This window comes from Gilliamella apicola (assembly GCF_003202655.1).
In the GTDB taxonomy this organism is placed as follows: domain Bacteria; phylum Pseudomonadota; class Gammaproteobacteria; order Enterobacterales; family Orbaceae; genus Gilliamella; species Gilliamella apicola_R.
Genome location: NZ_QGLR01000007.1, coordinates 107,058 through 121,009, shown reverse-complemented (window position 1 = coordinate 121,009; position 13,952 = coordinate 107,058). Strand labels below are relative to the sequence as shown.

The 13,952-nt window shown below is 34.2% G+C and carries 11 protein-coding genes and 4 tRNA genes; 10 read left to right on the top strand and 5 right to left on the bottom strand.

The window, feature by feature from the left end; translation table 11 throughout:
• Positions 1 to 10: 10 nt before the first annotated feature.
• Positions 11 to 1,255 (bottom strand): PqiA/YebS family transporter subunit, encoded by a 1,245-nt coding sequence (locus tag DKK70_RS03440; protein WP_110432742.1) that lies wholly within the window; start codon positions 1,253 to 1,255, stop codon positions 11 to 13.
• Positions 1,256 to 1,688: 433 nt separating this feature from the next.
• On the opposite strand from DKK70_RS03440, the gene recA reads away from it, so the two are divergent.
• The 10 genes from recA to rarD all read left to right on the top strand — a co-directional run bounded on the left by recA (position 1,689) and on the right by rarD (position 10,595).
• On the top strand, positions 1,689 to 2,735 hold the full coding sequence (recA, locus tag DKK70_RS03435; protein WP_110422730.1) for a recombinase RecA: 1,047 nt from the start codon (positions 1,689 to 1,691) through the stop codon (positions 2,733 to 2,735).
• Positions 2,735 to 3,235 (top strand): regulatory protein RecX, encoded by a 501-nt coding sequence (locus DKK70_RS03430; protein WP_110432741.1) that lies wholly within the window; start codon positions 2,735 to 2,737, stop codon positions 3,233 to 3,235. Before recA ends, DKK70_RS03430 begins: the two co-directional genes overlap by 1 nt.
• A gap of 196 nt (positions 3,236 to 3,431) precedes the next feature.
• Positions 3,432 to 6,065, top strand: a complete 2,634-nt coding sequence (alaS, locus tag DKK70_RS03425; protein WP_110432740.1) for an alanine--tRNA ligase — start codon at positions 3,432 to 3,434, stop codon at positions 6,063 to 6,065.
• 141 nt (positions 6,066 to 6,206) lie between these two features.
• Positions 6,207 to 6,407, top strand: coding sequence for a carbon storage regulator CsrA (gene csrA, locus DKK70_RS03420; protein ID WP_110432739.1), 201 nt, complete (start codon positions 6,207 to 6,209; stop codon positions 6,405 to 6,407).
• A gap of 123 nt (positions 6,408 to 6,530) precedes the next feature.
• Positions 6,531 to 6,623: transfer RNA gene (locus tag DKK70_RS03415), tRNA-Ser, on the top strand.
• Between the two features lie 18 nt (positions 6,624 to 6,641).
• A tRNA-Arg gene (locus DKK70_RS03410) sits at positions 6,642 to 6,718 on the top strand.
• A gap of 17 nt (positions 6,719 to 6,735) precedes the next feature.
• Positions 6,736 to 6,812: transfer RNA gene (locus tag DKK70_RS03405), tRNA-Arg, on the top strand.
• Between the two features lie 18 nt (positions 6,813 to 6,830).
• Positions 6,831 to 6,907: transfer RNA gene (locus DKK70_RS03400), tRNA-Arg, on the top strand.
• Between the two features lie 1,429 nt (positions 6,908 to 8,336).
• A complete protein-coding gene (gene serS / locus DKK70_RS03395) occupies positions 8,337 to 9,629 on the top strand; it encodes a serine--tRNA ligase (RefSeq protein ID WP_110432738.1) in 1,293 nt (430 codons plus the stop codon).
• Positions 9,630 to 9,698: 69 nt separating this feature from the next.
• Positions 9,699 to 10,595 (top strand): EamA family transporter RarD, encoded by an 897-nt coding sequence (gene rarD, locus DKK70_RS03390; protein ID WP_110432737.1) that lies wholly within the window; start codon positions 9,699 to 9,701, stop codon positions 10,593 to 10,595.
• A gap of 47 nt (positions 10,596 to 10,642) precedes the next feature.
• On the opposite strand, the gene pflA is transcribed toward rarD, so the two are convergent.
• The 4 genes from pflA to DKK70_RS03370 form a co-directional block, all read right to left on the bottom strand.
• Positions 10,643 to 11,419, bottom strand: coding sequence for a pyruvate formate lyase 1-activating protein (gene pflA / locus DKK70_RS03385; RefSeq protein WP_219999672.1), 777 nt, complete (start codon positions 11,417 to 11,419; stop codon positions 10,643 to 10,645).
• Positions 11,420 to 11,701: 282 nt separating this feature from the next.
• Complete coding sequence (locus DKK70_RS03380) at positions 11,702 to 12,277, bottom strand: TerD family protein (protein WP_110432736.1); 576 nt, start codon at positions 12,275 to 12,277, stop codon at positions 11,702 to 11,704.
• A gap of 18 nt (positions 12,278 to 12,295) precedes the next feature.
• Positions 12,296 to 12,874 carry a TerD family protein gene (locus DKK70_RS03375; protein WP_110432735.1) on the bottom strand — a complete coding sequence of 193 codons (579 nt, stop codon included), beginning with the start codon at positions 12,872 to 12,874 and terminating at the stop codon, positions 12,296 to 12,298.
• 43 nt (positions 12,875 to 12,917) lie between these two features.
• Entirely contained in the window at positions 12,918 to 13,940 is a 1,023-nt protein-coding gene (locus DKK70_RS03370) for a TerC/Alx family metal homeostasis membrane protein (protein WP_110432734.1), read from the bottom strand.
• Positions 13,941 to 13,952 lie beyond the last annotated feature (12 nt).

Genomic DNA, 13,952 nt, shown 5'->3' with positions numbered 1-13,952 from the left:
TTCCTATATTTCATTTTCGAGTTGGCGTTCTGTCCCAAAGCAATCGTGGATCAAATTTTTGGGATGCAATCATCGTAATGATAACGACAGTGGCAAAAAAACACACGCCAATATCTGGGTAAACTCCCATCATTTGTTGATTTCTAACTAAAGAACAAACTACAGAAACCACAAAGATATCTATCATTGACCATTTACCAATAAATTCTACCGCATTATATAATTTCTTCATTTTTAAACAATTATGTTTATTCTTATCTTTTACAGCTAACGCAAAATAACACAGCCAGCTAAGTGAAATTATTTTTAAAATTGGGATAACTACACTTGCTGCAAAAATAACTAACGCGACTGGTACATCACCTGCTTGCCACATATAAATAACGCCATCCATAATAGTCGAAGTTGACGCTGAGCCAAATACCACTGTTATCATGATTCCAAATAAATTAGCTGGAATATAAATAATTAATGACGTCACTAAAAGTGCAATGGTCCACTGTATTTTATCCCGCTCTCTTACTTGACTTTTTTGTTTACATCTTGGGCATTTAGTATACTCAACGGGAACAATTGCATGGCAACAATGACATAATTTTATATTTTGACTAATCCCCGTCATGGCAACTTCTAATGGTTTTAGTGCAAAATTATTTCGATGAATTTCATTCCAAATTTTGCCAGGTGTAAATATAACTAAGGCTTTAATATAGAAGAATACGAATAAACAAAATGCCCAAAATGTGCTAGTCACACCAATACTGCCATAACTCATTAGTTTTACGAAACTAACTAATACACCGGTTAAGAATATTTCAGGCATACACCAATGTTGAAATTTTTCATAAACAATCAGTAAATCTCGTTTTCGGTATTTGGTTAACTTAATCTTTGAACAGAGTAAAGCAATAATAGACAAATTGAGCAATGGAAAGATTAGTACAAATAAAACAAATAGCGCCGAAATATAACTATAATTATCAAAAAAAAGGATTTTGGGGATATCTAACACACTTACCCCATTGACATTACCCACTAAATTAATATCAATAAAAACCACACCACAAGCAACAATCAACATAATTATCGAGCAACACGCATACATTGCTGCTCTAAACTTCATATTGATATTATTTTTAAATAATGTCGTATTACAGCGAGGACAAATAGCTTTGTGGCCGATTGCCACATCAGCTAATTCGATGACCAAATCACAATGAGAACATAGTACATAATCTTGTTTATCGGTGATCATTATATTCCTTCGTTTGATTATATTCTAAGCGGTAAAGATATTTATGATTAGCATAATATTTTGATATCGAAAACTGTCAATGATGGTAAAGTTATATTGTGAGGCAATTAATTTGATACACCAATAATGACTATAATTTACTTTTGATGTTCATCATATCAAATGGTCTTTTTTTATGAAAGTATTACCTCTTTAAATTAGCTTAATTTGATTAAGCTCTCCTCTTAAAGCAGTTCTTTTATAATCCTTTTTTTTTAAATAAGAAAATAGTTTTTTCTTCTGGATAATAAGGAATTACTGAAAAGAATTAATAAATTTTGTGAACAATTTCACAGAATTAACAATTTTATAAATGTTTATAAAAAAAACTTGATACTGTATAACAATACAGTATAATGTCATCCAATATCCTTACTTATTGGAATTTTATTATATGAATGAAAACAAACAACGAGCACTTTCTGCAGCATTAAGCCAAATCGAAAAACAATTTGGTAAAGGTTCAATCATGCGTTTAGGCGATACTCAAACGTTAGATGTTGACGCAGTTTCAACAGGTTCTTTAGGGTTAGACATTGCTTTAGGTATCGGTGGCTTACCAATGGGAAGAATCGTTGAAATCTTTGGACCAGAGTCATCAGGTAAAACAACATTAACATTATCAGTTATTGCGCAAGCACAAAAAGAAGGTAAAACCTGTGCATTTATCGATGCTGAACATGCCTTAGATCCAATCTATGCAGCCAAGTTAGGCGTACAAGTTGATGATTTATTAGTTTCTCAGCCTGATACTGGTGAACAAGCACTTGAAATTTGTGATGCATTAGTTCGTTCTGGTGCTGTTGATGTGATTATTGTCGATTCGGTTGCGGCATTAACACCAAAAGCAGAAATTGAAGGAGAAATGGGCGATTCTCATATGGGATTACAAGCACGTTTAATGTCCCAAGCTTTACGTAAATTAACCGCTAATATCAAAAATGCCAATTGCCTTGTTGTTTTCATTAACCAAATTCGTATGAAAATAGGTGTGATGTTTGGTAATCCAGAAACAACTACCGGTGGTAACGCCTTAAAATTCTATGCATCTGTGCGTTTAGATATCCGTCGTATTGGTGCAGTAAAAGAAGGTGAAGATGTTATTGGAAGCGATACTCGAGTTAAAGTAGTTAAAAACAAAGTAGCCGCACCATTTAGACAAGCAGAATTCCAAATTCTTTACGGATGCGGTATCTCTAAAGAAAGCGAATTGATCGATTTAGGTGTTAAACATAAATTAGTAGATAAAGCCGGAGCATGGTACAGCTACAATGGCGAAAAAGTAGGTCAAGGTAAAGCGAATTCAATTAAGTTTTTACAAGAACATCCAGAAATCGCCAAAGAGCTTGAAACTAAATTACGCGATTTATTATTAAATAGTCCTGCGGTTTTCTCTGCTGATGATGAAGATATTTCAACAGAAGATGAAAGTTTTGAGTAATGGAAAAAAAACTAAATAAATTAATCTTAAATAAAGCTGTGCAATTACTTGCACAGCGTGATCACTCATCATGTGAGCTAACCAGAAAACTAACTTTGTTTTTCAGCAAAAAAATAACCTGCTCAGAAGATGATTTTCCAGAGCAATTAAGCCAATTAAAAACAGAAATAGCAGATGTCATCACCTATTGTACTAATCAACGTTGGATGGATGATAAACAATATATTGAAAAATATATTGCTATGCGTGCTAATAAAGGTTATGGAAAATACAAAATTAGTTTAGAATTAAAGCAACGAGGATTGTCATCTGATCTTAGTCGAGAACTATTAAATACAGCGGATATCAATTGGTCAGAAATTGCGCATCAACAATTGTTAAAAAAGTTTAAATTTATCGACCCTTGTGATAATCAACAAAAACAAAAAGTAAAACAATTTTTGATTGCCAAAGGATTTACACAATTTGACATAAAAACTGTATATAGTATGTTGACTTAAACTACTATAGTCCCTACAATATGAATTAAAAATGCCCATTATATAATAAGCTCTCAAGATCTTTTAATTTTATTCCTTATTACTTTATTAATAGTAACTAGATCAATCGCTGTTTTAAGAATATTTACTTTTCAACTTAAGTTGTAACGGGTATATTACTATGTCTAAAAATTTATCGTTTAATATGGAAGCATAAATGAAAAGCACTACAGAAATTCGTCAAAGTTTTCTTGACTTTTTCCATAGCAAAGGACACGAAATCGTTGCCAGTAGTTCCCTTGTTCCACATAATGATCCAACACTTTTATTTACAAATGCAGGGATGAATCAGTTTAAAGATGTGTTTCTTGGTATTGATAAAAGACCTTATACCAGAGCAACCACATCTCAACGTTGTGTGAGAGCTGGTGGAAAACACAATGACCTTGACAATGTAGGTTATACTGCTCGGCATCATACCTTTTTCGAAATGTTAGGTAATTTCAGTTTTGGCGACTATTTTAAACGTGATGCGATTCATTTTGCTTGGGAATTATTAACCAGTGAAAAATGGTTTAATCTTCCTAAAGATCGATTAACGGTTACTGTTTATGCAACAGATGATGAGGCTTTCGCTATTTGGGAAAATGAAATTGGTATTCCTAAAGAGCGTATTATCCGCATAGGTGATAATAAAGGAGCCCCATATGCCTCTGATAATTTTTGGCAAATGGGTGATACTGGACCTTGTGGGCCTTGTACAGAAATTTTTTATGACCATGGCGATCATATTTGGGGTGGGCCTCCAGGAAGTGCCGAGGAAGATGGCGATCGATTTATTGAAATTTGGAACCTCGTCTTTATGCAATTTAATCGTCTCGCTGATGGTACAATGGAACCTTTACCTAAACCGTCTGTTGATACGGGTATGGGGCTTGAACGGATAGCAGCAGTCTTACAACACGTCAATTCTAACTATGATATTGACCTATTTAAGAAACTAATAAAAAATGCTGCTGAAATCATTCAAACCAAAGATTTAGAAAGTAAATCATTGAGAGTTATTGCTGACCATATTCGTTCTTGTGCTTTTTTAGTGGCTGACGGCGTCCTACCTTCAAACGAAGGACGAGGTTATGTATTACGTCGAATTATTCGTCGCGCAGTACGTCATGGACATATGTTAGGCGCTAAAGATATATTCTTCTATAAATTGGTTAAACCATTAATTGAAGTAATGGGAAGTGCCGCTAATGAATTAGCAACTAACCAAAAATTAGTTGAAGATACGCTTAAGATTGAAGAAGAGCAGTTCTTAAAAACATTGGAACGAGGTCTATTCTTACTTGATCAAGAGTTAAGTAAAATTACTGACAACGTATTACCAGGTGATATTGCATTTAAACTTTATGATACTTATGGCTTTCCATTAGATTTAACCGCTGATGTCTGCCGTGAGAAAAATATCACTATTGATGAAAATGGTTTTAATCAATGCATGGAAGAACAACGAAAACGAGCTCGTGAATCCAGTTCATTTAGTGTTGATTATAGCAATATGATTAAACTTGATGATAAAACTGAATTTTTAGGTTATCAATCTAATGAAGCCTCAGGAAAAGTGATTGCTATTTTCCAAAATGGCAATAAAGTAGAGGCGATCAATGCGGGTGACGACGCTGTTGTTATTCTAGATAAAACACCATTTTATGGTGAGTCTGGTGGCCAAGTTGGTGATAAAGGTGTTCTAACTTCTGCTGATTTAGTATTTGACGTCACTGACAGCCAAAAATATGGCAAAAGTATTGGTCACATAGGTAAAGTTACCAAAGGTACATTAAAAGTTGGAGATGTAGTAACCGCTGCAATTGATGTTGAAATACGCGAACGTATTCGTCGTAATCATTCAGCAACACATCTATTACAAGCAGCTTTACAAACTATTTTAGGTAACCATGTACATCAAAAAGGTTCTTTAGTAAACGACAGTTATCTTCGGTTTGACTTTTCACACAATCAAGCCATTACACCAGAACAAATTGTCGAAATAGAAAATTTAGTTAATCAGCAAATTCGACGAAACTTACCAGTAGACATAGAATTAATGCCTATTGATGAGGCTAAAAACAGAGGTGCTATGGCACTATTTGGTGAAAAATACGAAGATATTGTTAGAGTATTAACCATGGGCGATTTCTCTATAGAGCTTTGTGGTGGTACCCATGTTGATAGAACTGGAGATATAGGTTTATTTAAAATTATTTCTGAGTCAAGTATTGCATCAGGAGTACGTCGTATTGAAGCTACATCAGGTCAAAATGCGATGGAATATATCCACCATGAATCCAATTTATTAAACCAAATTGGCTTATTGGTTAAAAGTGATAAATCAGCTGTTTTATCAAGAATAGAACAGTTACTTGATCAAACCAAAACATTAGAGAAAGCAATTGAACGGTTGAAAGCCGAACAAGCTAGCCAACAAAGTGGGCAATTGCTTAATCAATGTGAAAAAATTAATAATAAAAACTTACTAATTGCTAAAGTCGATAACGTCGAAGCTAAAATGTTACGTACAATGATTGATGATCTGAAAAATCAATTAAAAAGTGGTGTAATTATTTTGGCTGCTGTCAATGATGGCAAAATTAATTTAGCAGCTGGTGTAACCAATGATTTATTAAACATTGTTAAAGCTGGCGAATTAGTATCTCAATTAGCATTAAAAGTAGGTGGTAAAGGCGGTGGGCGGCCTGATTTCGCTCAAGCAGGTGGAATGGATCTTTCGGCGTTACCAGAAGCTTTATCTTCTGTAAAAAAGGAAATCAGTCATAAATTACAAGCAAGTTAGCCAGAAATACTCCTGTGTTGTTTAATTGGGCATTAGTGTATTTCTGTAAAATTCCGTCTTTTTGCCTTATCCGATGGGGGGCTGACGAAGCTATATCTTAAAATTGTTTGGATATATACTTAACTGATATTAGGAGATCTAATGTTAATTTTAACTAGGAGAATAGGTGAAACACTTATCATTGGTGACGATGTTGTTATTACCGTCTTGGGCGTAAAAGGTAATCAAGTCAGAGTCGGTATTAACGCACCTAAAGAAGTTTCTATTCATAGAGAAGAGATCTACAACAGAATTCATCAATCGCAAGACAAAATTGATGAAAAAGTTCAACCCAAAGAGTAATATTGGGCACTAAATAAACAACTAGCACGTGTTCGCAAAAAAATGTTTGACTTATTTTTTGGAGAACGTAATATGTGCGCCACACATTATGATTTTGTCGTTAAAGCAGAGTCATAATGTTTTGGTGAGATGGCCGAGAGGCTGAAGGCGCTCCCCTGCTAAGGGAGTATGCGGTCAAAAGCTGCATCGAGGGTTCGAATCCCTCTCTCACCGCCATTTTTAAAATTAAAATATGCATCCGTAGCTCAGCTGGATAGAGTACCCGGCTACGAACCGGGCGGTCAGGGGTTCGAATCCCTTCGGATGCACCATTTTAAAAACCTAATGTGCATCCGTAGCTCAGCTGGATAGAGTACCCGGCTACGAACCGGGCGGTCAGGGGTTCGAATCCCTTCGGATGCACCATTTTTTACGAACTTACAAGCATCCGTAGCTCAGCTGGATAGAGCACTCGGCTTCGAACCGAGCGGTCAGGGGTTCGAATCCCTTCGGGTGCGCCATTTAAGCATCCTAAACTATTCTTCGATTTATAATAATCAATCAAACAATCGCATTGAATAATAACAACCTTAAAAATAATACCTACACTAAAACAGAATCTACTTTTACTCAATGTTATATCTAACCTATTGCCTATCTTAACAACGTTTAATAATACCAATATAGAACGTACTACAACGATTTTTTAGGTTCACCTATCCCCTACCCTATTCAAAACCCTAACTATGCCTTAAAATGCGTTTTACGCAAGATTAAAAGCTAATATTCACACTTTTAAAGCAAAATAAAATTTGTGCAGCAACTTTAAAACTGAAGATTCATAAAAAGAACATTGAGAAGTAGCTAAATATAATAGCTTAGTTGTTTTATCTACATACTCAATAATAAAATTGAAGAACTAAACAAAACTATTAGCAACACATATTAGTTTAGAATATTGGATATAAAATGTTTTTATTGCAGAAAGGATGTAATGGTTACTAAGTAGTTAATCATGTTTTCTAAATCATAACAACCTAACTCTGTCAGTGCTAATCTCATCACAACATTTCTTTTATTTATTGAGATTCATCAGAAGCTGATAAAAAAATGATGTCGAGGACGACAATCATGAAAAATCATGATTTAAAAACGATAATGTTACAAACGATTATTGTCGTTGCAAAACCTCAACCACGTTTATCACAATTTTCATATTACTCTTAGCAACAATACTTAACAGTAAAGTAACAATAACGAATACAATAGTTATAATGCTTGGAGGAATGAACGATATAACTCGCAATTGATTCCAGCGACAATTGAAATATTTGTTATTTTATCTGGTTATTGATCAATTTATCTCTTGGCAGGTAAAAATTCAAAACGTTAAAGCGATAATATTATCGGTTTAGCAGTTTAATATAAGATATGGTTTACTCTATCCATCACGAATAACAGCCATTCAAAGATTTTCATTTAAAAATGTTAATAAGATCTTTATCAACAGAATATACCAATGGTAATAAATAGCTGATTTACAATTTGATTTACTTTTATAAAAAATAGCAAAATCGATTTAGAAAGTAGTAAATTATCTTTATTGTAAAATTTATTAAAAAATGATCGTTAATAACTTGTATTTGTTATGTCTTTTATTAATAATAGGCAAGTTAAAATATTCGGCAATATAAGCAACAAAAAATAATAATTAAATTTTTATATGGTTAAGATTTGCACATATAAAGAATAATTATTATTTATCCAATTGAACTAAATAGATTTATGAATATCAGTTTGAGTTTTTCGGGTATAGCACTTCGGTTGAATCCCGATATAATTCTAGTATACTAAGCTCACAAATTTCATATTCATCATATTTTTTATTTATATATAACTGAAATAAAAAATTAATCAGATAACATTAATAAACGATAATGGACTTTTTTTATGTTGGACCCAAATTTACTTCGAAACGAATTAGATCTTGTTGCTAGCAAACTAGCACGTCGTGGATTTAAATTAGATGTCGAAACTATTCGACAATTAGAAGAGAAGCGCAAAACATTACAAGTTGAAACTGAAAACTTACAAGCACAGCGTAATGCTCGCTCTAAAGCAATTGGAGAAGCTAAAGCTCGCGGTGAAGATATTTCAGCAGTACGAGAAGAAGTAAACAAATTAGGGGAAAAGCTTAACAGTGCTAAAGCAGAGCTAGATATCCTCCTAAATCAAATTAAAGATATCGCCTCCAACATTCCAAATGTTCCTGATGACTCGGTGCCTGATGGTAAAGATGAAAACGATAATGTTGAAGTGTCTCGTTTTGGAACACCAAGAAGCTTTGATTTTCCAATTCAAGATCATGTCGCTTTAGGTGAACGTTTTGGTGGTCTGGATTTTGCAGCCGGTGTAAAACTTACTGGTGCACGCTTTGTGGTGATGAAATCACAATTAGCTCGCTTACACCGAGCCATTGCGCAATTTATGTTAGATCTGCATACCGAACAACATGGTTACGCGGAAATTTATGTTCCTTATCTTGTGAACCATGCAACCCTATTTGGTACTGGTCAATTACCTAAATTTGCTGGTGATCTATTCCATACAAAACCTCTTGATGAAGAATCTGAAAGTAGTAATTATGCCTTGATTCCTACGGCTGAAGTTCCTGTTACAAATTTAGTCCGTGATGAGATTCTTGATGAAAGTGTTTTACCAATGAAGATGACCGCACACACACCTTGTTTCCGTTCTGAAGCCGGATCTTATGGTAAAGATACTCGCGGTTTGATTCGTATGCACCAATTTGATAAAGTTGAATTGGTACAAATTGTTAAACCTGAAGAATCAATGAAAGCGTTAGAAGAGCTAACCGCTCACGCAGAAAAAGTTTTACAATTATTAGAACTACCATATCGTAAAATTATCCTTTGTACAGGTGATATGGGCTTTGGTTCTTGTAAAACTTATGATCTTGAAGTTTGGGTTCCTGCACAAAATACTTATCGAGAAATCTCTTCTTGTTCAAATATGTGGGATTTCCAAGCTCGTCGAATGCAAGCACGTTATCGCAATAAAACTGATAATAAAACTTATTTAGTACATACCCTAAATGGTTCAGGTTTAGCGGTTGGACGAACTCTTGTAGCCATCATGGAAAACTACCAGCAAGCCGATGGCACAATCAAAGTACCATCTGTATTAGTACCATATATGAATGGTCTTGAATTCATTGGCTAACATGAATTTGTTATATTCGTAATAGCGCTATCAATTAGCGCTATTTTTTTATTAATGTAGGTGAATAAGATGATAAAAGGCGTTGCACTATCAATACTGGCATCATGTCTTTTTGGGTTACTTTATTACTACCCGGTATTATTACAACCTTTATCAGTCGTCGACATTTTTTGTTGGCGGTTATTAACATCTTTTCCCGCTATTGTGGTATTAATTTTTATTGAAAAGCAGTGGTCATCAATATCAGCCCTATTTACTCGAATTAAAAATCAACCATTCCTTTTAGTAGGATTGTTGTTTTCTTCATTTTTACTTACTATCCAGATGTTGATCTTTATTTGGGCGCCAATAAATGGCCATGGATTATCTGCTTCGCTTGGCTACTTTTTATTACCATTAAGTATGGTTGTTTTTGGCCAAATTTTCTATAAAGAAAGACTGAGTATTTTTCAAAAAATTGCCGTTGTTCTCGCCGGTATTGGTGTTATTCTAGAAATCTACATTACTGGTGCATTCTCGTGGGAAACCGCGGTTATTGCCTTGGGTTACCCTATCTATTTTATGACCCGCCGTAAACTACAAATAGAGGGCATTTCTGGAACCTTTTCAGATTTCTTTTTTATATTTCTTGGTTGCCTTATTTATTTTATTCTAAATTATCCTTTCAATCGCGTTATTAGTGATCTATCACACTTTCATATTTTTATTCCAATGCTAGGAATTATTACGGCTATCGCTTTTGCCATGTATTTCGTTGCCAGACGACTATTACCGCTCGGATTATTTGGACTACTAGGCTATGTAGAGCCAGTCTTACTTACCCTTGTTTCAGTATTATTTTTGCATGAATCAGTATCTAGTGAACATATTGTGTCTTACGGACTGATTTGGCTATCTGTTTGTGTCCTAGCGCTTGAAGGCATCCTCTATCTGTTACGGGCGGTGAGAAGGAAAAGATTAAAATAGAAGATTAACAGGCGCGATTTTAAGCGCCTTATTTATGTTGAAGTTTTTTATTTGCTAAATGTTACATAATGTCCGTAACTTTCTATAATTGTTTGGATTCGATCCAACGTTTCTCTTGGTGGTGCTTCTACCCCTTCTAACATATATTTGTCACCAATAGTCTCCCATTTATAGGCACCAAGTTTATGATATGGTAGTAACTCTACACGTTCTATATTTTCCATTCCCTGAATAAATTGACCAAGCAAATGTGCTGAATTATCGTCATCGGTCCAACCAGGTACAACCACATAGCGGATCCAGGTTCTTTTATTAATCTTTTGTAGATATTTGGCAAAATCTAAAACGCGTTTATTAGGAACACCAACTAATTTTTTATGTATCTCATCATTTATTTGCTTTAAATCTAACATGACAAGATCGGTTACTTCCAATAAATCTTCAATAGTGTGATCGAGCTGCCGAGCATATCCATTGGTATCTAAACAGGTATGAATTCCTTCTGCATGACAAGCTTTAAACCATTCAGTAATAAATTCTGCTTGTAAAGTAGCTTCACCACCTGATGCCGTTACACCGCCACCGTTAGGCATAATAAAGCTTTTATAAGTGACAATCTCCTTCATCAATTCATCAACCGTGACTTCACGCCCAGCTTTTAAATCCCATGTATCACGATTGTGACAATACAAGCAACGCATTAAGCAACCTTGAAAAAAGACAATAAAACGAATACCAGGTCCATCGACAGTACCAAATGATTCAAAAGAGTGAATTCGGCCTTTGATGGGTTGTTCAGTTGTCATAATAATATTTTGTTCCATAACAATTCTCTAATAGTTGCTCACATCATTCTTTTGTATATTTTAACTCACTTAAAATTAGCTTACACCAATTGCATCAATTAAATATTAGTTAATATTTATTAATTATAGCGAATTTAGTTAGGCAATATTAGATTGTTATGACAAATATATAAGAATAACACTTATAGAGTGTTATTCTTATATCAAATTTGAGGATTCAATTATGTTGAGTCTTTTTAATTATTATATACAGGCTAGTTTATACAAGAATGGTAACTAGCCATATAAATAATTATTAATTTAAACAGCAACACCATATTGTGATGCCATTGCGGCTAAACCACCAGCAAATCCTTGACCAACAGCTCTAAATTTCCACTCTGAACCATGACGATAGAGTTCACCAAAAACCATTGCTGTTTCTGTTGATGCATCTTCAGATAAATCAAAACGTGCGATTTCTACTTCATTATCATTATTATATATACGAATGAAACTATTAGAAACCATACCAAAATTTTGTTTGCGATTTTCGGCATCATAAATGGTAACGCTAAAAACTAGCTTTTTAACATTATCAGGGATTTGAGATAAGTTGATTTTAATTTGTTCATCATCGCCATCTCCTTCTCCGGTTCTATTATCCCCTTGATGTTCTATAGAACCACATGGACTTTTTTTATTATTAAAGAAAATAAAATGAGAATCCGATAGTACTTTATCATTTTCGTTTAACATAAATAGAGATGCATCTAAGTCAAATTCTTTTCCATCAGTAACTCGTGCATCCCAGCCCAAACCAACCATTGCCACTGTCATAGTTGGTGCTTCTTTTGTTAATGATACGTTCCCACCTTTTACTAGTGATACAGCCATTTTTAATTCCTTCTAACTTTAAGATGCGTTAATACCATATTGAGCACAAACAGAAGCTAAACCACCTGCATAACCTTGACCAACAGCACGGAACTTCCACTCACCATTATGGCGATATAGTTCACCAAATAACATTGCCGTTTCAGTTGAAGCGTCTTCAGTTAAATCATATCGCGCAACTTCGATCTGGGTATCATCATTAACTAATCGAATAAAAGCACCTTCTACCTGACCAAAACTTTGTCTTCTCGCTGCTGCATCATGAATAGTAACGACGAAAACGAGTTTAGCAACATCCGCAGGGATTTTCTCAAGTTTGATTTTAATTGATTCATCATCACCATCGCCTTCGCCTGTTCTATTATCCCCGGTATGTTCAACGGAGCCGTCTGCTGAACGTAAATTGTTATAGAATATAAAATCTGAATCATTACGAACTTTGCCATTTTCAGCTAAAAGAAAAACCGATGCATCAAGATCATAATCTTGACCATCAGTGGCACGTACGTCCCATCCTAATCCGATTAATACATTTTTCATACCCGGATCGGTTTTGCTTAAAGAGACATTGCCACCTTTAGAAAGAGAAACACCCATATTTAACTCCTTGTTTGATTTATTTATATTAACTTATTTTTATTTACTCTTCTGATTTAGAAGGGAATAGCAAACTGGCTATGATGCCGAGTGCTAAAATTGTCAGTACGATAATTAAGCTTGTTGTAGCTGAAATGTTATAACCATGACCCCATAAATGATCAGTTGCATTTAAAAATAATTTTAGCGCAATGAAAAATAATATCACCATTACTGATTTTTCTAAATGTACTAAATATCGTTTTAAAGCATCTAATACGAAATACATACTACGTAGACCTAAAATTGCAAACATCATTGCACTATATATGATCAATGGTTCACGGCTCACGGCAATGACCGCAGGTACAGAGTCAAATGCAAACATAACATCAGAAATTTCAATGACAGCTAAACAGAGAAATAAAGGGGTAGCGAAAATGGTTGCTTTTGCACTACTCTTAACTACTAAATCTTTATTTTCTGGCTTAGCTAACTCCTCGTTAACTTGTTTTTTATTAATAAAGAAGTTATGCCCATAGATTTTAGGCCAAACAGGAAAAATTCGTTTCACTAAACGATAAGCTAAATGTTGAGAATAATCCTCTATTTCTTCATCATTATCATCATTTTTAAGCATCATAACAGCTGTCCAACCGACCACAACAGCAAAGATTAATTCAACATAAGAACCCAAGCTAAGCAGTCCTGTTCCGATGATAACAAAAATTCCTCTGAATATAATAGCACCAATGATTCCCCAATAAAGAATTCGATGCCAATATTTGCTAGGTATTGAAAACCAAGAGAAAATAGCCATCATTACAAACAAATTATCAATGGATAACACCTTTTCTAATGCATAGCCTGTTATAAATAAGCTACCAACTTCTGAACCATAGCTATAGAAAAGATAAACTGCAAATAACAGTGATATGACGATCCAAAATACCGACCATAATATAGCGCTTCTTAAACTAATAACCTTATCTTTTCGATGGGTAAATAAATCGATAAATAAGGCACCTACTAATAAACATACAAATACAATCGTTGTTTGTATTGGAAAACCGAGAAATTTTATCATTTTCATCCTAAT

Bases quoted from the DNA above. Each gene is read 5' to 3' on its own strand.
- DKK70_RS03440 (WP_110432742.1), bottom strand. From the start codon at position 1,255: ATGATCACCGATAAACAAGATTATGTACTATGTTCTCATTGTGATTTG.
- recA (WP_110422730.1), top strand. From the start codon at position 1,689: ATGAATGAAAACAAACAACGAGCACTTTCTGCAGCATTAAGCCAAATC.
- DKK70_RS03430 (WP_110432741.1), top strand. From the start codon at position 2,735: ATGGAAAAAAAACTAAATAAATTAATCTTAAATAAAGCTGTGCAATTA.
- alaS (WP_110432740.1), top strand. From the start codon at position 3,432: ATGAAAAGCACTACAGAAATTCGTCAAAGTTTTCTTGACTTTTTCCAT.
- csrA (WP_110432739.1), top strand. From the start codon at position 6,207: ATGTTAATTTTAACTAGGAGAATAGGTGAAACACTTATCATTGGTGAC.
- serS (WP_110432738.1), top strand. From the start codon at position 8,337: ATGTTGGACCCAAATTTACTTCGAAACGAATTAGATCTTGTTGCTAGC.
- rarD (WP_110432737.1), top strand. From the start codon at position 9,699: ATGATAAAAGGCGTTGCACTATCAATACTGGCATCATGTCTTTTTGGG.
- pflA (WP_219999672.1), bottom strand. From the start codon at position 11,419: ATGGAACAAAATATTATTATGACAACTGAACAACCCATCAAAGGCCGA.
- DKK70_RS03380 (WP_110432736.1), bottom strand. From the start codon at position 12,277: ATGGCTGTATCACTAGTAAAAGGTGGGAACGTATCATTAACAAAAGAA.
- DKK70_RS03375 (WP_110432735.1), bottom strand. From the start codon at position 12,874: ATGGGTGTTTCTCTTTCTAAAGGTGGCAATGTCTCTTTAAGCAAAACC.
- DKK70_RS03370 (WP_110432734.1), bottom strand. From the start codon at position 13,940: ATGATAAAATTTCTCGGTTTTCCAATACAAACAACGATTGTATTTGTA.